This window comes from Scytonema sp. PCC 10023 (assembly GCF_963920835.1).
Taxonomy (GTDB): Bacteria; Cyanobacteriota; Cyanobacteriia; order Cyanobacteriales; family Nostocaceae; genus Kalymmatonema.
The window spans coordinates 65,154-88,493 of record NZ_CAWUDP010000015.1; the positions used below are offsets into that span (position 1 = coordinate 65,154).

The 23,340-nt window shown below is 45.7% G+C and carries 20 protein-coding genes and 1 pseudogene; 13 read left to right on the forward strand and 8 right to left on the reverse strand.

Annotated elements, in window-relative coordinates; all coding sequences use genetic code 11:
* The first annotated feature begins 161 nt into the window (after positions 1–161).
* From ACM0OZ_RS11580 to ACM0OZ_RS11590, 3 genes are read left to right on the forward strand one after another with little or no spacing between them, the layout of a single operon-like run.
* Positions 162–635, forward strand: a complete 474-nt coding sequence (locus ACM0OZ_RS11580) for a hypothetical protein (RefSeq protein WP_414582987.1) — start codon at positions 162–164, stop codon at positions 633–635.
* Positions 632–1,807, forward strand: a complete 1,176-nt coding sequence (locus ACM0OZ_RS11585; RefSeq protein WP_414582988.1) for a PrsW family intramembrane metalloprotease — start codon at positions 632–634, stop codon at positions 1,805–1,807. The genes ACM0OZ_RS11580 and ACM0OZ_RS11585 overlap by 4 nt, the downstream gene beginning before the upstream one ends.
* 49 nt (positions 1,808–1,856) lie before the next feature.
* A complete protein-coding gene (locus ACM0OZ_RS11590; protein WP_414582989.1) occupies positions 1,857–3,704 on the forward strand; it encodes a mechanosensitive ion channel family protein in 1,848 nt (615 codons plus the stop codon).
* Positions 3,705–4,250: 546 nt separating this feature from the next.
* Here ACM0OZ_RS11590 and ACM0OZ_RS11595 read toward each other — a convergent pair.
* Positions 4,251–6,374: a M13 family metallopeptidase gene (locus ACM0OZ_RS11595; protein ID WP_414582990.1), complete on the reverse strand. Its 2,124-nt coding sequence runs from the start codon at positions 6,372–6,374 to the stop codon at positions 4,251–4,253.
* Between the two features lie 1,186 nt (positions 6,375–7,560).
* On the opposite strand from ACM0OZ_RS11595, the gene ACM0OZ_RS11600 reads away from it, so the two are divergent.
* Entirely contained in the window at positions 7,561–7,977 is a 417-nt protein-coding gene (locus ACM0OZ_RS11600) for a hypothetical protein (protein ID WP_414582991.1), read from the forward strand.
* Positions 7,978–8,105: 128 nt separating this feature from the next.
* Positions 8,106–8,732, forward strand: a complete 627-nt coding sequence (locus ACM0OZ_RS11605) for a peptidoglycan-binding domain-containing protein (protein WP_332986984.1) — start codon at positions 8,106–8,108, stop codon at positions 8,730–8,732.
* Here ACM0OZ_RS11605 and ACM0OZ_RS11610 read toward each other — a convergent pair.
* Positions 8,727–8,849, reverse strand: coding sequence for a hypothetical protein (locus ACM0OZ_RS11610; protein WP_414582992.1), 123 nt, complete (start codon positions 8,847–8,849; stop codon positions 8,727–8,729). The genes ACM0OZ_RS11605 and ACM0OZ_RS11610 overlap by 6 nt on opposite strands.
* A 141-nt stretch (positions 8,850–8,990) precedes the next feature.
* Between ACM0OZ_RS11610 and ACM0OZ_RS11615 the strand changes: the two are divergent.
* Positions 8,991–9,299: pseudogene (locus ACM0OZ_RS11615) on the forward strand (helix-turn-helix domain-containing protein); the annotation flags it as partial.
* Positions 9,300–9,541: 242 nt separating this feature from the next.
* On the opposite strand, the gene ACM0OZ_RS11620 reads toward ACM0OZ_RS11615, so the two are convergent.
* On the reverse strand, positions 9,542–10,675 hold the full coding sequence (locus ACM0OZ_RS11620) for an ISAs1 family transposase (protein ID WP_336231470.1): 1,134 nt from the start codon (positions 10,673–10,675) through the stop codon (positions 9,542–9,544).
* Positions 10,676–10,887: 212 nt separating this feature from the next.
* Positions 10,888–12,186, reverse strand: a complete 1,299-nt coding sequence (locus ACM0OZ_RS11625) for an RNA-guided endonuclease InsQ/TnpB family protein (protein ID WP_414582993.1) — start codon at positions 12,184–12,186, stop codon at positions 10,888–10,890.
* 287 nt (positions 12,187–12,473) lie between these two features.
* Here ACM0OZ_RS11625 and fdhD point away from each other — a divergent pair, with 287 nt between their 5' ends.
* The 5 genes from fdhD to ylqF all read left to right on the forward strand — a co-directional run bounded on the left by fdhD (position 12,474) and on the right by ylqF (position 16,773).
* Complete coding sequence (gene fdhD / locus ACM0OZ_RS11630; protein ID WP_414582994.1) at positions 12,474–13,322, forward strand: formate dehydrogenase accessory sulfurtransferase FdhD; 849 nt, start codon at positions 12,474–12,476, stop codon at positions 13,320–13,322.
* A 5-nt stretch (positions 13,323–13,327) separates the two neighbouring features.
* Entirely contained in the window at positions 13,328–13,879 is a 552-nt protein-coding gene (locus tag ACM0OZ_RS11635) for a VOC family protein (protein ID WP_414582995.1), read from the forward strand.
* Between the two features lie 237 nt (positions 13,880–14,116).
* The gene (locus tag ACM0OZ_RS11640) at positions 14,117–14,980 is read left to right on the forward strand and encodes a class I SAM-dependent methyltransferase (RefSeq protein ID WP_414582996.1); all 864 of its coding nucleotides are present in this window, start codon (positions 14,117–14,119) and stop codon (positions 14,978–14,980) included.
* A 210-nt stretch (positions 14,981–15,190) separates the two neighbouring features.
* Positions 15,191–15,562, forward strand: coding sequence for a VOC family protein (locus tag ACM0OZ_RS11645; protein ID WP_414582997.1), 372 nt, complete (start codon positions 15,191–15,193; stop codon positions 15,560–15,562).
* A 326-nt stretch (positions 15,563–15,888) separates the two neighbouring features.
* Positions 15,889–16,773, forward strand: a complete 885-nt coding sequence (ylqF, locus tag ACM0OZ_RS11650; RefSeq protein ID WP_414583043.1) for a ribosome biogenesis GTPase YlqF — start codon at positions 15,889–15,891, stop codon at positions 16,771–16,773.
* Between the two features lie 19 nt (positions 16,774–16,792).
* On the opposite strand, the gene ACM0OZ_RS11655 is transcribed toward ylqF, so the two are convergent.
* Positions 16,793–18,163 carry a GTP-binding protein gene (locus tag ACM0OZ_RS11655; protein ID WP_414582998.1) on the reverse strand — a complete coding sequence of 457 codons (1,371 nt, stop codon included), beginning with the start codon at positions 18,161–18,163 and terminating at the stop codon, positions 16,793–16,795.
* A 336-nt stretch (positions 18,164–18,499) separates the two neighbouring features.
* Between ACM0OZ_RS11655 and ACM0OZ_RS11660 the strand changes: the two genes are divergently transcribed.
* Together ACM0OZ_RS11660 and ACM0OZ_RS11665 are read left to right on the forward strand one after the other, a co-directional pair.
* On the forward strand, positions 18,500–19,501 hold the full coding sequence (locus tag ACM0OZ_RS11660) for a bestrophin family protein (protein WP_414582999.1): 1,002 nt from the start codon (positions 18,500–18,502) through the stop codon (positions 19,499–19,501).
* Between the two features lie 954 nt (positions 19,502–20,455).
* The gene (locus ACM0OZ_RS11665) at positions 20,456–20,896 is read left to right on the forward strand and encodes a VOC family protein (RefSeq protein ID WP_096562486.1); all 441 of its coding nucleotides are present in this window, start codon (positions 20,456–20,458) and stop codon (positions 20,894–20,896) included.
* A 161-nt stretch (positions 20,897–21,057) separates the two neighbouring features.
* On the opposite strand, the gene ACM0OZ_RS11670 is transcribed toward ACM0OZ_RS11665, so the two are convergent.
* The 3 genes from ACM0OZ_RS11670 to ACM0OZ_RS11680 all read right to left on the reverse strand — a co-directional run bounded on the left by ACM0OZ_RS11670 (position 21,058) and on the right by ACM0OZ_RS11680 (position 22,984).
* Positions 21,058–22,281 carry a glycosyltransferase gene (locus ACM0OZ_RS11670; protein ID WP_414583000.1) on the reverse strand — a complete coding sequence of 408 codons (1,224 nt, stop codon included), beginning with the start codon at positions 22,279–22,281 and terminating at the stop codon, positions 21,058–21,060.
* 239 nt (positions 22,282–22,520) lie between these two features.
* Complete coding sequence (locus ACM0OZ_RS11675; protein WP_414583001.1) at positions 22,521–22,751, reverse strand: hypothetical protein; 231 nt, start codon at positions 22,749–22,751, stop codon at positions 22,521–22,523.
* A 104-nt stretch (positions 22,752–22,855) separates the two neighbouring features.
* Positions 22,856–22,984 (reverse strand): hypothetical protein, encoded by a 129-nt coding sequence (locus tag ACM0OZ_RS11680; RefSeq protein ID WP_414583002.1) that lies wholly within the window; start codon positions 22,982–22,984, stop codon positions 22,856–22,858.
* Between the last annotated feature and the right edge of the window lie 356 nt (positions 22,985–23,340).

The window sequence follows — 23,340 nt, forward strand, 5'->3', positions numbered from 1 at the left end:
TCTGCTTCACCCCTGTTTAGCACCGCAAAAAGGAAAATTGTATGTCCCCCCTAAGACACGAAGCCCCTGTACCGGTTGAATATCGACTGTTTGGACTCGATCGTCGGCTCATTTGGCCGACGGTGAGCGTTTATCTTGTGGTGTTTTTATGGTCGGGAGTCATGCCAGCCATCAACGAGGCTGTTCACAACAAGGAGGTTTTAGCAGGGACAGCTTATAATGTCGGCCCTGTAAGTTTTACGCCAACCCAAGGCTGGGTGATAACTCAGACCCCATCCCCTGTCGGGAGTTCATCAAACGCAGTGGTCTTCAAAGATGGCGTCACGTTTAGCGTCAAGAGCGGCGTCTGGAAGGGAACTGCCGAGGAACTCCTCAACCAGATCGTGAAAGACCAGAATGAATTTGTTGTCGAGGGTAAATTAGTTCCCGTTACAACACTGCAAAAGGTTGCCGGAGTCGCTAAGAGAATTAATGGCCCCGACTATACTGGTCTACTGCTCGCATACGTCGATGGCAAGGGTCAGGCAGTCGAAGTGATTGTGAAGGGCCCGGCCGCTACCTCCACACAACTACAGCAACCGATCGCTGACATGATTCAGAGCATCACATTTAAACTAAAGGAAGGCGATTCATGACTGGCACTTCAAAAAGTGAGGGCACAATCCGCAAGGCTGCCATCGATCGTTCAGGCTGGAGCTATCCCGTCCGATTTTTTCAGCCGCACAACCCGGCGTGCTACCTGTATTGGTTGCTCGTACTCAAAGGCACCTACGTCTTCTGCCAACTTTTGTTCGCCAGCGCCATCTATCCCACTGCTCTGTTTATTGCCCTCTCCTCTGAGGCACTCTATTGCCTGCCTTGGATCTGGTTTCTCACCCACAAAGATCGCTATGAACGTGAGCCAGCCAAGCTCGCGCTGCTCGGCTTTCTCTGGGGCGGACTAGTAGCGCCCTGGGTTATGGCGCTCCCTGGCAATAATGCAATCCTATCGCTATTTGCGAAGCTGACCAGCCTCGACTTTTATAGCCATTGGAGTCCGGCTCTCACGGCACCCATCGTGGAAGAAAGCTCCAAATTCGTCGGGCTGGTCATGCTCGCTTTACTAGCACGCAACCATGTCCGCAACGCCTACGACGGATTTCTGCTTGGTGCGTTTGTGGGTCTTGGCTTTCAGGTCTTTGAAGACGTGTCTTACCTTGTGGCCGCACCCAACGCAAGCTTTGGATCGCAGCAGGTTGCTGATACGTTGTCGGTGTTGGTAGGGCGTACATCTGTCGGTTTCTGGAGTCACTCGCTCTTCACGGCGGTTGCGGGTACGGGGTTTGGCTACTTCCTCGAAGCGAAAAATCGCTCGTTCGGCCATCGGCTCGCGGTTTTGGTAGGTTTCTTTCTGTTGGCTTGTCTGGCTCATAGCTGTTGGGATGCCATTGTTGGGTGGCACGGCTTCGGGCTCATCGGCATCGTCATTGGAACGGTTGCGATTTTGCTTGCGTGGCGGTTCTCCGAGCAGCGTCAACGCAAGTTTGTCCGCGTCCTGCTGGCTGACGATGTTGCAAACGGAATCGTGACAGAAGCCGAACTGGCTGCGATTTCCAACCGACCGAAAGATCGGCGAGCTTACTTGAGAGAGATCAAGTCCTCATCCGGGACTGACGCGGCAAAACGCGCTGGGTTTATACTCGATGCGGCAATCGATCTTGCAGCGGCAATTGCATCTACGGACAGTCTCGATAGTCCGGCAGCCAAAGCCGCGCGTGCGGAGATTGCGAGGGTGCGCGGTGCCGCACAGTTAGGTCGATTAGAGTAGATTCCAGCCGAAATGCCGAGGTGATTGAGACTGCCTGATACAGTAGAGCATGGCTTCAAGATCGAGTTGGTCAATCACTTTAGCAGAGATTATGTTCTTGTTTAATCGCTTCCTCCATTCAATAATTAGGTTTGTGCTAGTCAGTGTGATGACGATCGCAATGGTACTTGGTTGGAGTGCGATCGCCCACAGTCAACTGCCCTCATCACCCACCGCCGCTTCTAACGATCCGTACAAACCGCCTAAAGGCGTCACCCGTCTCGGTGAATATGAAATTGCCAACGTGAATTCACCACTAGACAAAAACCTTTTATTTAAGGTTGTCTCTCCCACTGTTTTTAATCGCGACCAACCGCCAGAGGGAAGTCTTCCTGTGGAAGTACGTGCTGAAGAAATTACGCAACGGCTGATGCGAGCACTCGATAGAGCCAACAAAGCCAAGGAAACTCCCATAATTTCTGTTGCCACCCTGAATAACCGCCTAATCCTCCAGCTCAATGACGATCAAACGTCCCGTTCTTTAAGGCTGGTGACAGTGACAGAGCCAGATGCTGACTACTATGGGAAAACGCTTGAGGAATTGGCCCAGGAGTGGCAAAAAATATTACAAGCAGAAGTGGAACGCATCGAGCGACTCTTCTCACCTAAGGTATTGTCTCAACGGGTTGGGCAGGCACTACAAATCAGCATCGGCTTGGTGTTGGGCAGTGTTGTGTTATGGTTCCTGCGGCGAACTCTAATTCGCAAACAGACGGTATTGGAAGCTCGTTATCAAGAGTATATAGCTGAGGCAAAAGAGGCTGCGGTCAAACACTCTCAGGCAGAAACATCGGCCAATATTCAGGCAATCGACACCAGCGAATCCGAGGCACACACCATCGCCTATCAGCGATCGCAATTTCTAGAAATCATCCAGCGACAGTTCACTCTCAAGCGCCAACTGGGGATCTATTCTTTTCTCACCTTGCTACTGTTTTGGGCGTTTATTCTCGGATGGTACATCGGGATTGTGGTCATCATATCTCGCGTCCCCTACCTGATGAAATGGTGGAATGACGCTTTAGCCCGTCCCCTGGCGCTGCTGATTATTTGGTTTTTCACTAGTATTGTCATTCGTATCGGCAAAAGCTTAATTGACTACATCACCGATGTCTGGACAACCCATCCCTCTCTCCCTTTGAGTGAAACTCAACGGATTACCCTGCGATCTGCAACAGTTTCTGGGGCACTAAAAGGATTAATCACCTTTGTTTTCATTACCTTCGGTATCTTGCGGACTCTAGACATTTTTAATGTACCCACTAGTTCAATTTTGGCAGGGGGGGCTGTCATCGGTATTGCAATTTCCCTTGGTTCCCAAAGTTTGATGAAAGATTTGGTCAATGGCTGCTTAATTTTGATGGAGGATCAATTTGCTGTGGGAGATGTAATTGAGATCGGGAATAAAAGCGGACTGGTGGAAAATCTCAACCTACGCGTGACTCAACTACGCAATGGCGAAGGTAAGTTAATTACCATTCCTAATAGCAATATCACTGATGTCAACAACTTAACCCGGCTTTGGTCGCGGGTAGACTTTTCTATTGTGGTGGCCTATGAAAACGACCCGAAGCAGGTTTTAGAGATTCTCAGGCAAGTATCCCAGCAATTGTATAGCGAAGTGGAATGGCGCGATCGCTTACCAGAATTGCCTGAAGTGCTAGGCATTGATGACCTCTCCCACACAGGTATGTTAGTCCGCGTCTGGATTAAAACGGCACCGATGGAACAATGGAATGTTGGGCGAGAGTTCCGTTTACGAGTGCGCCTAGCCTTTGAAGCAAACAATATCCAGATTGGCAGACCACAATGGATTACTTACAACACAGATTTGGCAAAGTCTCCTTTTCAAAATTAGCCTTTGTGTAAGAAACTTGCAGTGAAAAAAATATCCGATATTAGTTACAGCAGTTTTCATGTATTTGAACCACATCTGTCGTAGGGGCACAGCAATGCTGTGCCCCTACTGCGTATTATAGTCAGTTTAGCGATGTTGGAACAGAAGCAAGGAATGGAAAACCGAAAGTTTTTAGATAGCTTGAAGTATCCCATATTTTGTTATTTACCTCAAGTGCAGATAAATCAGTTAACCTACTTGTCTTAGTCGTGTAGAAAACTTTTTTGAGTTTTAAGTAGAGAAAACAATGACTTTGCAGAACTCAACCTTGGTCTGTAAATGCTCCCGTTTTCTAAGTGAGGAACAGCCGGGTATAGAACTCTTTCAAGGTAATTTATGGCTGTTTTAAATGGTAGGTTTATTTCCGCCGACCTGTACTAGTAGTCTGCCAAAATCTTTTTGACAGGCGCTTGAAAGGGTAAGGGGAAAAAGGTAAAGGCTTTAAACCCTTACCCTTTGCCCTTTTCCCAATCTACACAGGTCAATATTAGTGTGTTGAATTACTACTTACCATATCTTCACGCGGTCTTTTTCATCCAACCACATAGCATCGCCCGGTTTGATGCCAAAGGCCTTGTAAAACCCATCCTCATGCTGAAAAGGAGCAAAGCCACGATAAGAGCCTGGAGGATGGGGATCGGTTGCTGTCACTTGGCGAAGAATACCTTCATTGGTTTTCATAGCCCATAACTGAGACCAGGCAATAAAGCAACGCTGTTGGGGTGTGTAGCCATCGATCTTTTGATTAGCTTGGGGATTTTCTTTTAAATATTTTTGTAGCGCTTCATAAGCTAGACTGACCCCACCAGCATCAGCCAAATTTTCTCCTACGGTAAGTTTTCCGTTCAATTTCAACCCCGGAAGCACTTCAAAAGCATTAGCCTGTTTCACCAATTTATCGGTCTGGGCTACAAACTTAGCAGCATCTTCATCAGTCCACCAATTCTGGAGATTACCTTGAGCATTGTAAAGTCGCCCTTGACTGTCAAAACCGTGAGTCATTTCATGACCAATTACAGCTCCCATAGAACAAAAATTCACGGCTGCATCGCCCTTACTATCGAAGTATGGTGGTTGTAAAAAAGCCGCAGGGATCTCAATTCCATTTTTACCTGGATCGTAGGCTGCATCTACGCTGATAGGCAATGTGGCTTCTGGGTCGTTGAACTCATCACGGATTACTGATTTGCCCAACAAGGCCAAATTGCGACGGGAGAGAAATTCTTTGATCCGCATCACGTTGCCAAAATAGTCATCCGGTCGAATATCAATACTGGAGTAATCAATCCATTTCTCTGGATACCCTACTTTGATTACCATACGGTCAAGTTTTTCCAGGGCGGATTTACGGGTAGACTGACTCAGCCAGCGATTCGCTGCCAACCGCGTCCTGAACACAGATTTGATCTGTCCAATCATATCTTCTACCCTTTGCTTAGATTGGGGAGAAAAATATTCTTTGACATAGAGTTGAGATAGAGGATGACCCAATAATTGAGGAATCTCACTGGATATAATTTCAGCACGGGGTGGAAGCTGATATTTTCCATAGCGACTCTGAGCATAGGCAAGCGCAGGCTCGTTAAATGCGGGAGTCAGATAGGGTTTGCTTTGCAGCAATACCACCCAACGGAGATAGGTCTTGATGTCTTCTATCGGGTATTGCTTGAGTATCTGGTTTAGCTCTGCCAATGCCTGAGACTCGACAACAATGACATTTCCCTTGGTCGGTAATCCCAACTTTTGAAAATAGGTCTTGACATCGAAGTTGGATAGCAAAGACTCAAGCTCTGCAAACGACATCCTTTTGTATCTGCGGTTGGGGTCTCTTTTTTCTACAGGGCTGAGTTTTTTACTGGCAAGGCGAGTCTCTATTTCCAGAATTTTCTTAGCTGCGGCTGCTGCTTTTTCAGGAGAATCGCCAGCGATTTTTAAGTTGTCTGTGATGAACTTTAAATAGGCACTGCGGGTAGCAGCCGTGTCTTGATTCAAATATTCTGCTTGATTTAGGAGGGACAGTTTGCGATCGCCCACATAGACACTGTTGATGGTTCTATTCTGGGTATCTGCTTCAATCTCAACCCCAAACATCAGGATATCATCTCCACTGAATATGACTGACAAATCGGCAAGGGTTTCCGTCAAAGTCTGAGGAGAGTTGATAGCCTCAACACGGTCAAACATTGGCTTCAGAGGAGAAACCCCCAAAGCTTTCAGCCGCTTCTCATCCATGCCTGAGCTATAAAAGTTATCAACCTGTTGCAACGGGCTTCCTTTAGATGCCTTAGTGCTTTGAGCAGCTGCTTGTGACACTATTTTTTGCACCTGCTGGGAAACCTGCTTGTTTAAAAAGTCACTATCGGACGCTCGCAGAAGGTCTGGGGTAAGTTGAACACCATCGAGCCATTTACCTGCTGCAAATTTCTGGAAATCCTGCTTGGGGTCTACCGTGGTGTCTATTTTACTTACCGAAAAACCTAGAGGAAACTTAGTATGAGAAACTTGTTCGGCTTTGCTGCTATTGGATTGATTACTGCAAGCGGTAGTGTAGGGTATGGCGGAAATCCCCAAAATTAAAAAGATACTGCTGGTTAACCGAGGAAAGGCAGAAAATTTCTGATTGTTTTTCATGTTTATCGAACAGAATTCAGGAGTCAGGAGTCAGAATTCAGCAATGTTTTTTGACCGAAAAAGCGGATGAATAACCGGCGTTTTTGCACCCCCACCAAATTGAAAATTTGGTGGTCAACAAGAAAGTCGCGGGTCTGAATCCCCGACTGATAGCGAAGCGTTAGCGAGTCATCGATAGCGGAGCGTTAGCGAGTATTCGAGCGTCGCGTCTTGATTCTGACTCCTGAATTCTGACTTCTGAATTCTTCTTCAACTTGGTTAATTGCTTCATTTTCAGTTAGATTTGATTTTGATGTTTTCACAAAATTATGAAAATCTAATAGCTATTCTCTCATAAAATTTTGATTCCAAAAATAAATAAATACAAAATTTTTGTGTATATATGAAATCGAAAAATATCCTTCAAGTCCTTTGTTTGTCGATTGACTTACTCAATGGCTTACAGTCTGTTGGAACTATCTGAAAAAAGTCAGATGTTCGTAAGTAAGTTTCTCACTTTAACTGATGTATATGATGTTTTGAATAAAGTAATTTATCTCTTAACTGATTTAAGTGATATTTCTGTAACTGTAACTAAATTCATGGATATTTTTTGATAGAAAAAATAAAATATACAACGTATATTAAAGCTATATTAATAAAAGTTTTAGGTTGATCTCCAAATTAAATATCAAAAAATTAATAATAAAACCTTGTAAAACAAGAGTAAAAATATAACTTTCTGACAAGTTTAACGAACTTTGGGGGTTTAAGTCCTAGCCTTTGAAGGGCAGCGCGAATTGAAGCCTAAGCTAAATCTCCGGACGCTCTCTACGAGACGCTGCGCGAACGCAGACTCGCTAACGCTTCTCTACGAGACGCTGCGCGAACGTAGCGGTAGCGAGTCCGCGTACTATGTAAGAGTTGCAAGCTAGGCTTTTAGCGTTTCGTAGAGAGCGTCATTGCGAATTGTGAATTGGTTTAATCATGATGGTGCTTTGGGCTAATTTGCCTGTAAATAGATTAACTGATTTATCTGCACTTGAAGTCAAGAAGAAAACATGGGAAATTTAAATCTGTCTAAAAATTTTAGGGCTTCTGTTCTCTATATTTGTTACAGGATGGGTAAGTTTAACGAGCAAATACGAAAACAAGCAACAAAGGCTAGGTAAAGTTTAATTTGTCAATATTTAGGTGAACAAAAATCATGATCCTTAAAACATTACTTATTACCACTGTTGTATCTTTAGCATCATTTGTTGCGACTTTTCCAGTGAAAGCAAATATTTCTCAGAAAGGAGTGCAAGGAATTAATGATATTTCTGTAACCTCAAATTCTTCTGTTGTAAATCAGTTAAACCAGCCTTATCTCATCGCTAGATCTAATTGGGTGACGCTAGCTGGAGGACGGTCAAAAAGAATTAACCTACGTACAAGACCAACTATCAACTCGGATACTAAGGGCTACGGTTTAGGTGGCGATCGCGTCCAAAATTTACAATGCGTTCAAGACAAAGATAGACGTGGTAGTCAGCTTAACTGGTGTCGAGTGAAATTCCCAAGATCGGGAGCGATTGGTTGGATTCGTAGCGACAACATTATTTTCAGCGATGGTGGCGAATAAAATTGCAGTCTACACCATAGACACTGGACGATGGCTTTGAGTGAGTCTATTGCCGTTCAAGAATCGCTTAATTTGTGGTGTGAAAAGTTTGTGAGTTTTTAGTTTTTGAAAGATTAAGGTGTTAATCAATGGAATATATTGCTTATTCATCTATGTTCGTGGCCTACGAAGAGGCAAACGGTCAGGCAAAATCTATCGACTATGAATTTCCCAAGTTTGACTTAGATTGGAAGAAATCTCTGAAATCTTCTGTTTGGTTATCGTTAGCTGGTTTTATGGTATTTTTTACAGCTATTACCCAAGTATCAGCAGCATTAGGCGCTTATGTCAGAACTAACGGCAGTTGTCTTAACGTGCGTGTAAGCCCCTACACTAGTTCTTCAGTTGTAGACTGTATTCCCAACGGTACTAGAATTACCAGCACTGGTAGAGCCAATGGTTTTGTTCGCCTATCCAGAAATAGATATGTAGCTGCAAGATGGGTAGGTGATACGTATAACTCTCGTTCAAACAACCCAACGTCTGGTGGAGTAGGTGGACGCATCACACTCAGTTATGGTTCTAGAGGTTCTGCTGTATCACAAGTACAAAGGCGTTTAGGGATTAATCCTACAGGTTATTACGGAAATACGACTATTGGGCTAGTCCGGCAGTTTCAAGCCAACAATGGTTTGCGTGTCGATGGTATAGTCGGCCCCCAAACTCGCAGTGCTTTATTTGGATCGTATAGCACTGTAGATGAAGGATACTTATAAACCGAGACGGGTGACACTCTTAGGTGGCTGGTGCGGATCTTCAGAGGCTGCGGTGGATAAAGAAGGTATTTGACTGTGGGCGATCGCATTCGAGCCAAGCACTATTGCGATCGTCATTAAACTAATTATTACAAACCTGATTGTTGAACGGAGGAAGCTATTCAATAGGAACATATAGCAATCCTGAATCAGTCGTGAGAAAATACGTAGGAGGGCATAAGTAGCTTGGATGACTAAGGTGAGGGTGCAGTAATGTGGATGCGCTCGCTAGAAGAGTTTATTGAAAAGAGCCAAGATAAACGTGAACTTCAACGAGCGCTCGCAGTCAAGATGCTGCTGTGTGGATACAAGCATGAAGAGATAATGCCGATACTGGGAGTTTCATCGGGTTTTATAAGTAAGTGGAAAAAAGCATTTTTTCAAAGTGGAGTAGAAGGTTTAAAACTCGCTCATCAAGGAAGTGTTGGGCTATTAAGCTCAGAGCAACGTTCGTCTGTAATAGAGTGGCTGTTAACCAAAGATAGATGGACTTTGAACGAGCTAGAGTATGAGAACAGCCACAAATACCAGGGGAAACGCACCTTATTTCCTAATAAAAACAAATAAGGATTTCAAAACTATTTATATAAATGCAAAACTTGACAAAAGATAAACAGAACAAATTGTTTCTTCTGCTAACACGTAAATTAGCTTATCTCTAATGAAAGAACTCTTGTCTAAGGATAAATTAGCCAACTATTCAGCCATGAATAAGTAAGCTTCTTCCTGAAAACAAGCAACAATCTTAACTAAATTATTGACAAGCTAGTTTAAGCTAAAGATAAAACTCTTTCTAAATATTTATTGTCCATTGCTGCCAGAAACTGTTTATTTTTAACTCCCCGTTTCACACGCTTCTCTTTACCTAAAAGATTTACTGCTATTTGCCGCATTACTGCAAAATTTTGTGGAGCATTATCTTTTCTAATCCGACAGTCATCTTCTTTTAAAGCTACATCCAATACCCAATGTAATGAATTTTCTATTCCCCAGTGGCTCCGAACAGAATTAGCAAATTCTTTAGCATTATCTGCAAGACTACTAATAAAATAACGAGTCTCCACTGTTGTTTTACCATCTACTTGCCGGACGGATTCTACCATCCCAATACTATTAAAGTTTGACCAAACTAAATCAGGGTCAAGCCGAGATTGAATTCCTGATAACATCGCGTAGTGGCGAATTTCATGACGACCATGCCCATGTTCTTCTGTTTTGTATGTGCTATGTTGAAAATCTTGAAAACCCTTGCTTATCTCTGCTTTAAATAGTTGCTCTACTTCATCGTACAGATTACCTTGATTCTTTTTGAGAGTAATTACGTAATCTGCGTTTTGTTGGCTAATTAACTTCACAATCTCCTTCTGGCAACCGATTGCATCAATTGTCACTATACAACCAGATAGTTCTAATACTTTTATTAATTCGGGCATTGCTGTAATTTCATTTGATTTCTCATCCACCTTTACCTGCCCTAACACTAACTTATTTGTAGTTGCCCACGCACTTACCATTTGTATTGCACTTTGGTTACTGCTTCTATCATGGGAGCCACATAAAGTTTTGCCGTCAATTGCTACTACTTCACCATCCGTCTTGATCTCGATTGACTTTATCCAATTTAAGAAACATGACTGAAATTGCTGCGAATCAACCAGTGCAAATACTCGTGCAAATGTATCATGCGACGGAATGCCATTTGGTAGCTCTAAAAACGTTTTCAACCACTCATATTTTGTGCAGCCATACAGTTCAATTGCCACCCAACTGTCTGCTCCACATATCACTGCACATAAAGCAATTGTGAGAATGTCAATTAAATTGTGTCGCTTCGTGCGGTCTATTCTTGGGTCTTCCATCAGGGCAAAGTGGTCAGCAATCGTAATTTTGGGCTTGAGCTTCACGCTTTTTTAGGGTCTTTCTTCTACTTCTAGAATGACTTTATCATCAAAGCCTCATTGCTCAACCTCCATCCCATCAGCGATCTCTACCTTTCCTGACTCTTTAGTATGCGTGTACTATATTTAGATGCGTTTGCCCTGGGCAGGACAGCCGATCCCACAAGGAGTTTCTCAAATTCAGATATGCAAGGTGAACTACCCAGCCTTGGCTATGCCTACGGCACGCCTGTTCGGTTTTGCCGTGTCGAAGACATAGGCTGGGCTTCTGTACTCATAGGCGAGTGCCTCAGATTAGACTTTCGTCCAAGCTTTGGTCTTACCTCCCCTCCTACAGCAGAGACGGCTGAACCTTCCGCCAATAGCCATCTGATTCCCTCTGCTCTAATATTTATTGCAGCGTTCCCATCTCGATCATGGTGAGTACCGCAGTGAGGGCAAGTCCATTCCCTCACATCTAATGTAATCTCATCCATCTGATAGAAACAATTACAGCAAAGCTTGGAACTAGGAAACCATCTATCAATCTCAACCAACTTTGCACCTTTGCGTTCTAGCTTATAAGCTAAGAAGTTAGTGAATGTTCCCCAGCCAACATCAGATAAAGATTCGCGCAAGTTGTGAGCCACTGCGTTGCGGGGGTTCCCCCCGTTGTAGCAAGTGGCGAACCCGTAAGGGTGATTACGAAGCATGCCCTTGACATGAAGATTCTCTACTATGACAGCTTGGCTATCGCTGACCAACTTGTAACTAAGTTTATGTAGAAAATCTTGCCGCGAATTGCTAACTTTTTCGTACACTTTGGCAACAACTTTTCTATACTTATATCGTGAATTACTCCCCTTTTGTTTACGCGCTAACTTCTTCTGTTTGCGTTTTAGATTCTTTTCGTGTTTGGCAAGATGTTTAGGATTGTCGTATTTAGAAACTTTCTCGCCGTCTGTGACAACGGCAAAGTGTTTTAACCCTAAGTCAATGCCGTAAATCTTACCTTCTGTCGTAGAGGGATTTTCACCCTCAATCTCAGTCAGTATAGATGCAAAATATTTCCCTGACGGAGCAAGACTCACGGTAACAGTCTTGATTTTTCCCTCAATCTGTCTATGGATTTTGGCTTTTATCGCTCCAATATTGCCCGGAAGTTTGACATTACCATCTACAACTTTGACGTTTTGAGGATACTGAATTGACTGCTTTCCATGCTTAGATTTGAACTTAGGAAAGCCTGCACGTTTATCAAAAAAGTTTTTGTAGGCTGTGGTTAGGTTGAGTGTTGTAGTTTGCAAAACTTGACTGTAACAATCAGCCAGCCAGGCTGTTTCTTCGGCTTTTTTAAGTGCAGGTAAAAATGCATTGAGTGCTGAGCGTCCAAGTCCTTTACCCGTTTCTTTGTAAGTTTCAATTGATTTATTCAAGGCATAATTCCACCACCAACGCGCAGAACCAAACGTCTGAGCTAGCAGTATTTGTTGCTCTTTTGATGGATATAAACGGACTTGTACGGCTTTGTGTAACACTCAATATCACCTCCTTGGTTTTTGTATTTTATCATAATATCAAATTATTGATAAATTAATTGCGGACAAGTTTGAGGATTCCGCGCTAACGCGCCGCTTCGCTAACATACGTCTTTTTCCTGACTTGCCACAGGCAAGTATCAGTCAAAGACGCATATGCCTTCGCTGCCGTTAGGCATACGTCATCCTCCGCTGTCCATCCCCACCCTACGTCCCTTGCAGCTTGTCCGCAGGACGAGGGCGTTGAGGGTGGGGACTTCCGCGACACCGTTAAAGGACAATTAGCTATGAATAGGCGAACTGGCAGTAAAACCAAAACCACGACCTGGGTGGTGGAAAATGGTAAAATCCGTTCTCGGCAAGACCAATTGACGACCGAGGAACCGTTGGAAATTCGCCTTGCCTCTCCCCAAAAGACAATAGCCGTTACTATGCGCACACCAGGGGCAGATTTTGAACTGGCTGCTGGTTTTCTCTATAGTGAGGGAGTTATTAGCTGTCGAGAAGATATCCAACGCATGAGTTACTGCGTGGATAAGTCGGCGGATGGTGAGCAACGCTACAACATTGTAAATGTTACCCTTCGAGAGGGATTGAATCCAGATTTACAGCCCTTGGAAAGACACTTTTATACCAGTAGTGCCTGTGGAGTTTGTGGTAAGGCGAGTCTTGAAGCTTTGCGCTTTCAGGGTTGTCCGGCTATTGTTTCAGAACTGCTCGTGACTGCTGAGATGATTTATACCTTACCAGATAAGCTTCGGGCGGATCAAGGTGTGTTTCATGCTACAGGGGGTTTGCATGCAGCGGCGTTGTTTGACAGCCAAGGACAGCTAGTGAACTTACACGAGGATGTAGGGCGTCACAATGCTTTAGATAAATTGATAGGTTCAGCTTTGCTGAGTGAGCAGTTACCCTTAAGTAATTATATAGTCATGGTGAGCGGGCGCTCAAGCTTTGAAATTTTGCAAAAGTGTACAACGGCGGGTGTTCCGATTGTCTGTTCTGTTTCTGCGCCTAGCAGTTTGGCAGTGTCTGTAGCAAAGGAATTTGGGATTACCTTAATTGGATTTTTGCGAGGGGAACGGTTCAATGTCTACACTGGTTTAGAAAGAATAAGCTTTTTTGAAAACAGGTGATAGCAATGAATGAGTTTCAACTGCAAGGAATAAATCATATTGCCTTGGTGTGTAAGGACATGGGACGCACTGTGGACTTTTACACTAACACGCTGGGTCTGAAGTTAATCAAAACGATCGCCCTACCGGATGGTGGACAGCACTTTTTCTTTGATATTGGCAATGGAGAGGCGATCGCTTTTTTCTGGTTTCCACAAGCACCAGAAGCCGCTCCTGGTATAGCATCTGCTAGACCTGATGCTTGGCAAACTGCCAATCTAACTACAGCACACGGCTCATTAAACCATCTGGCATTTAAAGTTTCATTTGAAAAACTTCAGGAGTACCGAGAAAAACTTGTTGCTAAAGGCGTTCAAGTAGCAACACCTGTTTTACACCACACAGATCTTCCCGCTGGTATTGTTCGCGAACTTGACGAAGGTACATTTATTTCCTCTGTTTATTTCTATGACCCTGATGGCATTATGCTAGAGTTTGCAGCAAATGTGCGCGAGTTGGGTGATCCAGACAGAGATATTCAACATCAACCGGCAACAGCAGTTAGCACAACAAACTAGTACCGTGTCACTACGGCTCTGCGTCCGCAGTTCCCGTTTGCACCCGCCAGCTGCTGGTAGGTACAATGACAGTGCTATCAACATGATGTATGCTCCAGTCCGATTGGAATGCAGATTTAGTGGACGTTTCTAACAAAATGCTACGCTAATACCCGTACCTTGGCTCAACCAGTTATCAGTTATCAGTGATAACTGTTCACTGTTTTGAGTCCGCCGCTGAACACACCCTAGTCACTCATGCCTGAACCAAAGTTAATTGATATTCCTAAACCGACGCGCTACCAAAATGCTGCGCTCAATTACTATCTGGAACTTTCAAATTCACCTTATCTCCATTATGGCTATTGGGAGCCAGTACCTGCTTCTGGCGAGGAGCTGACTATTGCGCAGCTACGCACCGCTCAGGAAGCTTATGCAGCCAAACTTGTAAGTTTCATCCCAGAGGGAATAAACACCGTGCTTGATGTCGGCTGTGGCATTGGTGGCAATGCTGCTTACCTGCAAAAGCGTGGCTTCACTGTTGAGGGACTGGCACCCGATCCGTTTCAGCAAGAGATGTTTGTGAAGCGGACCAACGGTCAAGCACCGTTCCACTTAACGAGATTTGAAGATTTCCAGGGAACCCACTGTTACGACCTCATCCTCTTCAGCGAAAGTAGCCAGTATATGGCTGCTGATGACATTGCTCAAGGTGCCGCTCGTCTGCTTAACCGTGGTGGCTACCTGCTGCTTGCCGATATGCTCCGCGTTGATGCCAAATACCATGAGGGCATCTTTTCCAATTGTCATGTCGGCAGTGTTCTTCATGATGCATTGGTGCAAGCTGGGTTCAATTTAGTTAAAGCTGAGGATATTTCAGCCCAAATTGCGCCAACGATTGACTTGGGTATAGGAACCTTCCGCACTTTTGGGCTGAGTACTATCAAGTATATTGCCGATCTTGTGGCGATCGCTGTCCCACCATTGCATGCTATCGGGCGCTGGATGTTTAATCGTTGGCTTAAAAAGCTGATTGTTGAGGGGTTAGAAGCACGTCTAATTTTTGACCAGCATCTGTGTTACGAAATCCAACTCTGGCAGCTGTCAGAAAAACATGAATAACTTGATTTTGATGGTTATGGTTTGAGTTTGTCAGACATTAATTGATTTGTTACAAAAATCGAGTTTTTGGTTTTTTTAAACCGCAGATTCACGCAGACAAACATAGAGCATTTATCTGTGTTTATCTGTGGTTTGATCTTCCAAAAATTGACTTTTGCACTCTTGTTTAATGTCTTTAACGATTTTGTGGCTATAATTTGCATCCTTGAGATGACTTTTCAATTTACTGAAGGTATCGTTACCCTGGCAACTTTTCATCTTGAAAGTTTAGTTGGTTTCTATACCCAGTTCCTAAGTATAGAGCCAACGACTTATATCCCAAACGTTTATGCTGAGTTTCAATTTGCTAGTTTGAAATTAGGTATTTTTCAACCAAGACAGACAGACTTTTCTGAATTTGAAAACTCGGCTAAAAGTAAGATGAGTTTGTGTTTAGAGGTTAGTGATTTAGAAAGTGCGATCGCTCATCTAACTGCATTGGGCTATTCGCCACCAGGAGCAATTATCACTGCTTCCCACGGTAGGGAAATATATGCTTATGACCCAGATGGTAATCGGATAATTCTACATCAATCAAAGTAGGGTGCTTGTTTGCGCTACTATATGGCTAAAGTTGTACAATAAGGCTCTTACCAAGTCAAGAATAATGAAAATGAAACCACAGATGGAGACAGATGCACACAGATGATTTATCTGTGTTAATCTGTGTGCATCTGTGGTTTTAAATATTGGTATATGACTTTTGCAAGAAATCTTATGACAAAAGAAGCACTCTAGCCTATTCATTGTCAATGGTGGCTTACAATTTGCAAGCACTGCCCACAGATATTATTTTATCAGTTCGCTACACAGTATCAATCATCCTGAGTCATTTGACAAAGGACAAAAGACAAAGGACACTCGTACAAATGTCAATAACTCAAAACTATAAACTAAATATCATCCAATGGTATCCAGGGCACATTGCTAAAGCTGAAAAAAACCTCAAAGAACATCTCAAAGTTGTCGATGTCGTATTGGAAGTACGCGACGCCCGGATTCCTTTGGCAACACATCATCCGAAAATGAGCGAGTGGGTGGGAAGCAAAACACGGGTGTTGGTGCTAAACCGAGTTGATATCATTTTGCCGCAAGTACGACAAGCGTGGACACAGTGGTTCAAGAGCCAGGGCGAAGTACCTTATTTTACCAATGCTCAGCAAGGTCAAGGTGTGGCTGCGGTGTCAAAAGCGGCACAAGCTGCTGGGGTGGCTATTAATGAACGGCGGAAAAGTCGCGGGATGTTACCCCGTCCAGTCCGTGCTGTGGTGATTGGCTTTCCGAATGTTGGCAAATCAGCTTTAATCAACCGTTTGTTGGGACGGCGAGTGGTGGAAAGTGCAGCGCGTCCTGGGGTAACTCGCCAATTGCGTTGGGTGCGAATTTCCGAGGAACTGGAATTGTTGGATGCTCCAGGTGTCATCCCTGCTAGGTTGGAAAATCAAGAAGCAGCATTGAAGTTAGCGATTTGTGACGATATAGGTGAAGCATCTTACGACAATCAAACAGTAGCAGCGGCATTAGTAGATATCATCAAAGATGGTCAGACCAATGATCCTGATTTTTTACCAGAACATCCTTTGCGATCGCGTTACACACTCGACCCCACGCCTCTGACTGGAGAAGCATACTTGCATGCTTTGGCAGAGTATCGTTACAAAGGCGATGTCGAAAAAACTGCACGTACACTACTCACAGATTTTCGTAAAGGTTCACTCGGTCCGATTCCTTTAGAATTACCACCTAACGAGTAAGTTTTTGCGCGAGATATTTTTAGCCAAGATGCTGTCCCAACTCTTGCCGCAAACGATACAAAATTGTATTGGGTTCCACCTCAGCTAGTATTTCTTTAATAACTGTACTCGCTCCCAATTGTCCCCAAGAACAGCCTTTTTCGAGATAGACTTGCGCCGCTTTCCCCACAGCGTATGCTCCGTAACCTGCGATACCACCTTGCGTGATTGCAGTTCCAGCATAAGCAGTGACATTGAGCGGGTTTTCTCCAGAAGCAATGGCGGCGGTACTTTTACCCAAACCTAACAGCAAACTGCTGCCTAGTTCTCCCAGCAGTAAGCCACCAGAACTGAATAAAATCGTTTTTAAAATCTTCCCGGCTTCGTAGCTGGTTATTGGCAAACCATACAGCCGTGCTAGTGAGCGAATTAAGGCTAAATCGGCAATTGTTCCGCCGAGAATATCTAAGAAGGCGATGGGATTGAGCGCCACTGCTAAAGCTTTGTATTTGGTATATTGCCAAATCAAGTCTTCTGCTTGTTGTTGGCGTAAGTCGATGGTTTTTTGGGCGATCGCCTCTTGTGCATCCCGTGCTTGGATCAGTGCGTTTAAAGCCAACAGCGATCGCCCTTCGCGATTGAGAATTTTCAGAATTGTTTGTTTGAGTTCGTCTATTTGTGGCGGTGGTGTTTCCCATTCATGTGTCACACGACCATCAGACCACTCAACGCGCACTTCCATTGGTGCAGGTTCCGCCGCCACCATCACAATTTCATCAGGTTTTAAGGGTTTTCCTTGGGGATTTCCTGCGCCCAACTGTTGCAAATTGTTGTAAATAGCTGTTTTGTCTGTATCCGGGTAAAGGTCTGTCTTATTGAAGACCAAAATTAAGGGTTTTTGTGCTTGCCGCAATTCACACAGCGCTCGATACTCAGTCCTAGTAATATCACCAGATACCACAAAGAGAATCAAATCAGACTGACGCACAACTTCCCGCGCCATCTGCGCCCGTGCTTCTCCTTCAATTTCATCTAATCCTGGTGTATCAATTAACTCCACTTGCACCTTACCGCCAGGATTCCAACGCACGGAACGAGGGTACTGAGTCACACCGTTCAGGGGACCAGTTTGTAAAATCTTTTGTCCTAGTAAAGCATTCAACACCGCTGACTTTCCACGACTGACCAAACCAAAAGCCGCGATGCGGATCACGTTATAGTCAAGTTTGTTGAGTGTCGTGGTCAAAAGTTCCAATTCTGGTTTTACCAAACCTGCTAATTGTGAGTTTGATGACGACTGTCCGGGTTTGCGAAGGTTTCCATACCAAGACAACGCAAGGCTTAGGCTAGCACGAGCGCGATTTAAGTGAGTTTCTTGCAGGTTCTTTGGCACTGGGTTAGATTGACTCAAGGCTGATTTAAAAATAGCTGTTTTTGATTGGGGGAAGCTGGGGAGGAAGATTTTGATGTTTGGCTGTGTACGTAGTTTAGAGTCACTATACCAATTTTATATTTTAGATTTTGGAATGGAGAAATTAAGCTATAGCAGTGTCTGTGGAAAGGCTGAAAAATATTTATCAGCAACAGTAGTATATTGCATAAGCAAGGTAATATACTTTTCGTATAACTTTATATAATTTAATATTTAATGCAATCATGAAATCTCCAACCCAAAACGCAGACTGATTTCTAAAGATTCATAAGCCAGGTTGAACGTTCTGTGTTAATTAATTTGGAGCTATAATAGATGAGCCGCTCAAATTCCACTAATCTACTGGAACGGTGCAAAAAGTTTCTAAGCAGGAAAAAAAATTCGTTTACAGGAAAGTATTACCTCTACACTGGCGAAAAACTGAATTGGTTTCAAGTCTGTTTACGACTTGAAACGTCAGTTATTCCAGTCATTCTTCCCTGGGTAATATTTTGTGGTGTCTATGGTTTTTTAGTATCATTATTAAACTATCTTGGGTTTTCCGTAGTATTCGCACATAAAAGCGGTGTCCTTACCAATGCTATCTTGACTTTCAATATTGGCTTTACTTTGTTATTAGTTTTCCGGACGAATACAGCCAATGAGCGATTTTGGGAAGGTCGTCGATTGTGGGGAAGTTTAGTCAATACGGTTCGTAACTTGGCTCAGGGAATTTTCATAGTCGTTAAAGAGCAGTCACCGAAGGATAGAGGAAAAAAAGAGGCAACTGTGCGGCTGTTAGTTGCTTTTGCGATCGCGATGAAGTTACATCTCAGGGGAGAGCCGGTTGACGAGCAGTTAGCGCCATTGATGTCCGATATTCAGTATTTCAAGCTCAAAGATACTCAACATCCCCCACTACAAATTGCCTTCTGGATTAGAGATTATTTGCAGCATCAGCATGAGCGTAATTGTATAAATATCTATCAGCTGACTGCCTTACATAACTTGGTGGATGATTTGGTAAATATTTTGGGTGGCTGTGAACGCATTTTGAAAACTCCACTGCCCTTAATATATAGCATTAAACTCAGGCAATTGTTGTTGATTTTCTGTCTGATATTGCCTCTTGAGATAGTTACTCATTTAACTTGGTGGACTGGTGTAATAACGGCTTTTGTAAGTTTCACCTTATTGAGTATTGAAGAAATTGGGTCGGAAATCGAGGAGCCTTTCGGGCATGATCCAAATGACCTACCCTTGGATGTGATTTGCAACACAATGCGACGCAATGTTGAAGAGTTAATCATAAGCGCTGCTAGTAGCGCTCGTGACTAAGTAATCATTTAAGGATTTCTGTTGAACGACAAATTATTTGACTACAGCGACAGATTAAATGTCACAATTTACGGTCGTAACAACCTTTTAGTTAGAAATATTACAAGCGTTGAGTCAATAGAAAAAAGTGCTATAGCAATCCTATATGACTTGTGAGAAAATACGTAGATTTAACATCAAATTTAAAAATGAGAAGGAGTCAGAATTCAGAATACATTGGTCAGAATACCCCACGCTCTGTACCGGGGGTTTCAGATACGATGCGCCCCGCATTTCTATTCCTCCATACTTGAAAGCAGGGGCTTTAAACCCTCACCGTATCGCCAGTCGTACAGGAGTCATTCTGACGGATGACGACTGACACCTTCGTTCTTCTTCGGTAAAATTTTATTCAGCATTGGCGATTATAAATCGCGGCTACACAGACGAAACCCCTTCGGGTATGCCTGCGGCACGGCAAAGCCGAACGCAGTCGCCTAGGTCGGGAGACCCTCCTGCAGCGCTGTCTCACCGCCTACGCGGGTTATTCTATGAAGTCCACGCACCATCTGGACTTTGTTTGTGTAGTAGCGAATTCTATTCGCCCAATCGGTTCTAAATTTCTCATGAATGATGTAGGATTGCTATATGAGTCAATATAACAACTACTTCAAGCCAAGTCTGCGAGGGTTAAGTGACTCGTGACAAACAATTTGCTGCTATGGTCAAATAACTTGTCGCTCAACAGAATGGGAGGCAAAAACAGACCGAAGAAACGCTGAAGGATTCGGTCTAATGGCTGGAATCAGGGGTATTATACGGAAAATTCGTCGGGCTAATGTCCGATTTGGGTGATTAGACGCAATTAATTCAGCCTAATTACCTCTATGGGGTGGATAGGCCGAACTAGTTCTGCCTAATGCCAAGTTAGCTGGCTGTACACGAGGGGTAACCCGCTGCTCACAAGGAGGTCGGATGGAGTTGGCGACCGTGGTGGTATACGTGGATGATGGAGCGGTGCCGGCCGCCCTTGAGTTTTACGAGCGTGCGCTTGGCCTGACGCGCCGCTTCTACGACCCCGACTACCAGTTCGGGGAGCTTGCGGGGCGCGGGACTGTCACGCTGGCAGTGGCGGCACACGTGACGGGGGAGCGCTTGATGCCGGCGGGGTATGAACGGCCGAGCTTGGGGACGCGCGTAGCGAACGCCGAGGTAGCCTTCACGACGGACAACGTGCGCGGTGCGTTCACGCGCGCCGTCGCGGCAGGGGCGAAGGTTCTCGCCGAGCCGTACGTACTGCCCTGGGGGCAGGAGGTCGCGTACGTCCGTGCGCCGGACGGCACGCTCTTGGGATTGTGCGCGCCGCTACCTGGCCCTGGAACTCCGCAGAGCACACCCGCGCCGTCGGTCCGCTAACAAATGGTTGCAGCTGACGCAGCGACCCAAGGCTCCTCGGCATTCACGGCCTTATGCAGCCCGCTGCCCAGCTGAACTCAGGCGTTAGGTGCCAACGCGCATCACCGACGTGTCGAGTCTTCCTGCGTTCCCACTGACACTCGCCGGCTTTAGAACCCGCTTCAAAATGAGTTCTGGGGGTCGGTTATCAAGTGCCGGGCGGCGACCTGTGCGCCGTCGCTGCGCACTGCGGTGGCGATGGATTGGGCACCGGCAGCCACGTCGGGTTGGAGTGCGTGCGTGAGAGCGCTCGTCAGCGAGTCGGTGGTCGGTGTGCCGGGGGCGTGCGCGGTTCCGATGCCGAGGTGGTGGATTCGTCGGGCCCAGTAGTGCTGGTCGTACAGCTGGGGGATGACGACTTGGGGCGCGCCGGCTCGCGCGGCTGCGGTCGTGGTGCCTGCGCCGCCGTGGTGGACGACGGCCGCGACGCGTTTGAACAGTGCCTGCTGGTTGACCTCGCCGATAGCTAGGCAGTCGGGTTCGTCGTCCACGAGTGACAGCTCGGCCCACCCGCGGGACACGATCGCACGGCGTCCGAGCGCACGGGCCGATTTAATCATCACCTGGCTGAGGTCTTCCGACGCGCGGATGCTGCCGAAGCCGAAGTAGACGGGTGGTTCGCCGGCGTCGAGGAACGTCTCCAGTTCGGGGGAGAGTGGACGCTCATCCGGCAGGATCCAGGCACCGGTCTGGAACACGGCCTGGTCTTCGGGATCGGGCCAGGGCCCCAACGTCGGGTCGGCGGCCAGCCAGGGCCGGTCGGTGAAAATGTGGCTGCGCACGTCACTGACGGGGGCCAGCCCGAGTGATGCCCGAGAGGAGTTGAGCGCGACGCCGAACGTGGCGTTGAAGCGTTCTGCATCCCGCGCCCAGAGCTCGGGGTAGTCGGTCGGTGCGGGCGTCGGCGTGTCTCCCCGTAGACCCAATGGGGGTGGCGCGTGGTGTGGCGATGGCAGGACTGTCGGGCAGTAGGCGGCAAAGACGTAACGGATTCCCATCCTCTCTGCCGCCGAGCGAGCGGCGATCTGTAGGGCTGTTGCTCCCACGATCACGTCGCAGCCTTGGGCTGCTGCCGCGATCGTCTCGAATTGGGTGGCGACCGTGGCTGACGCCAGCTGACGCAGGCGCTCGGGCGAGGGTGGGGCTGCTGACGGGTTGGCTTTCCCGGTCGAGCGCAGCTCGGGTCCGATGGGCGTGACGGGCATCCCCAGGCTTTCGATCCAGTCGCGGAAATCGGGCGGCACGCACAGGCGGACCTCCTGGCCGAGGGCTCTCAATTCCAACGCCAGCGCCACTAGCGGCTGGACATCACCCCGCGACCCGATCGTCGATAGCAGCACGCGCATCAGAGCTCTCCTCTAGTACGGGTTGTCTTACTCTTTCAAGAAACACATTTGTTGAGCGACAAGTTATTTGACCATAGCAGCAAATTGTTTGTCACGAGTCACTCAACCCTCGCAGACTTGGCTTGAAGTAGTTGTTATATTGACTCATAGCACTTTTTTCTATTGACTCAACGCTTGTAATATTTCTAACTAAAAGGTTGTTACGACCGTAAATTGTGACATTTAATCTGTCGCTGTAGTCAAATCATTTGTCGTTCAACACCTGGAAACCAGATTTTAACGAGATTGTCAAAGGGTTGTGGCTTAAGTTGACACCAATGGCACCAATTCCATCCCACAAAAAAAGTTGGATACTTTTTAAGCAAGGAAGTCCCTTGTGAAGTACCCCATGAGTGCTTTGCTGAAAAAGGGGCTTCCAATTTCAGTTCCGCAACGACGGTCTTATTCGTCTCTTGGGCTTCCCGCTTCATTGGGCGATGCCTCCTCATGCAAACATGTCTCGGTCTTACTCCCCCTCCACAGGCAGATCCTCGCCTTCCGCAAGGATATAACTTTACGTACAACATGGCTTGGTTTATTTTTTTACAGCAGGACATAACCTTGCTAACCAGTGGTCATGTTCTTTCCCCAAGCTCTGCTCTTTCTGTGGTAAGCGTACTACCGCTACTTGACCTATCTGTTCCGAGACAGTTGGGCGGGTCATCGACCAATATTATTATACACCAAAATGTCTGTGATTTTGCGGTTTTTCTTTGACGACTCCTCATACACCTTTTTCCTCAATAGCCTGCCGCTATTATTGGTCAAAGATGTAATCGTCGCCGTCCGGCTTATATCCCCACCTTATAGAAGGATGGGGACTTACGCCGTTTTTGTTAACGATGCAGAGCATCCAACTTCTTGTTCCCAGGCTGAGGCTGGGAACGAGTTAGGGAGGCGAGGCCTCATTTTTTAAGAGCATCTTCAGGTCGAATTGGTATTAGTAATAATTGGGAACAATCTACTTTGCAAAACGTCTGAGTAGACAAAAGCTGGTACCACGGTGATTGAGTGTCATGA

Bases quoted from the DNA above. Each gene is read 5' to 3' on its own strand.
- ACM0OZ_RS11580 (WP_414582987.1), top strand. From the start codon at position 162: ATGCCAGCCATCAACGAGGCTGTTCACAACAAGGAGGTTTTAGCAGGG.
- ACM0OZ_RS11585 (WP_414582988.1), top strand. From the start codon at position 632: ATGACTGGCACTTCAAAAAGTGAGGGCACAATCCGCAAGGCTGCCATC.
- ACM0OZ_RS11590 (WP_414582989.1), top strand. From the start codon at position 1,857: ATGGCTTCAAGATCGAGTTGGTCAATCACTTTAGCAGAGATTATGTTC.
- ACM0OZ_RS11595 (WP_414582990.1), bottom strand. From the start codon at position 6,374: ATGAAAAACAATCAGAAATTTTCTGCCTTTCCTCGGTTAACCAGCAGT.
- ACM0OZ_RS11600 (WP_414582991.1), top strand. From the start codon at position 7,561: ATGATCCTTAAAACATTACTTATTACCACTGTTGTATCTTTAGCATCA.
- ACM0OZ_RS11605 (WP_332986984.1), top strand. From the start codon at position 8,106: ATGGAATATATTGCTTATTCATCTATGTTCGTGGCCTACGAAGAGGCA.
- ACM0OZ_RS11610 (WP_414582992.1), bottom strand. From the start codon at position 8,849: ATGACGATCGCAATAGTGCTTGGCTCGAATGCGATCGCCCACAGTCAA.
- fdhD (WP_414582994.1), top strand. From the start codon at position 12,474: ATGAATAGGCGAACTGGCAGTAAAACCAAAACCACGACCTGGGTGGTG.
- ACM0OZ_RS11635 (WP_414582995.1), top strand. From the start codon at position 13,328: ATGAATGAGTTTCAACTGCAAGGAATAAATCATATTGCCTTGGTGTGT.
- ACM0OZ_RS11640 (WP_414582996.1), top strand. From the start codon at position 14,117: ATGCCTGAACCAAAGTTAATTGATATTCCTAAACCGACGCGCTACCAA.
- ACM0OZ_RS11645 (WP_414582997.1), top strand. From the start codon at position 15,191: ATGACTTTTCAATTTACTGAAGGTATCGTTACCCTGGCAACTTTTCAT.
- ylqF (WP_414583043.1), top strand. From the start codon at position 15,889: ATGTCAATAACTCAAAACTATAAACTAAATATCATCCAATGGTATCCA.
- ACM0OZ_RS11660 (WP_414582999.1), top strand. From the start codon at position 18,500: ATGAGCCGCTCAAATTCCACTAATCTACTGGAACGGTGCAAAAAGTTT.
- ACM0OZ_RS11665 (WP_096562486.1), top strand. From the start codon at position 20,456: ATGGAGTTGGCGACCGTGGTGGTATACGTGGATGATGGAGCGGTGCCG.
- ACM0OZ_RS11670 (WP_414583000.1), bottom strand. From the start codon at position 22,281: ATGCGCGTGCTGCTATCGACGATCGGGTCGCGGGGTGATGTCCAGCCG.
- ACM0OZ_RS11675 (WP_414583001.1), bottom strand. From the start codon at position 22,751: ATGAAGCGGGAAGCCCAAGAGACGAATAAGACCGTCGTTGCGGAACTG.
- ACM0OZ_RS11680 (WP_414583002.1), bottom strand. From the start codon at position 22,984: ATGACCCGCCCAACTGTCTCGGAACAGATAGGTCAAGTAGCGGTAGTA.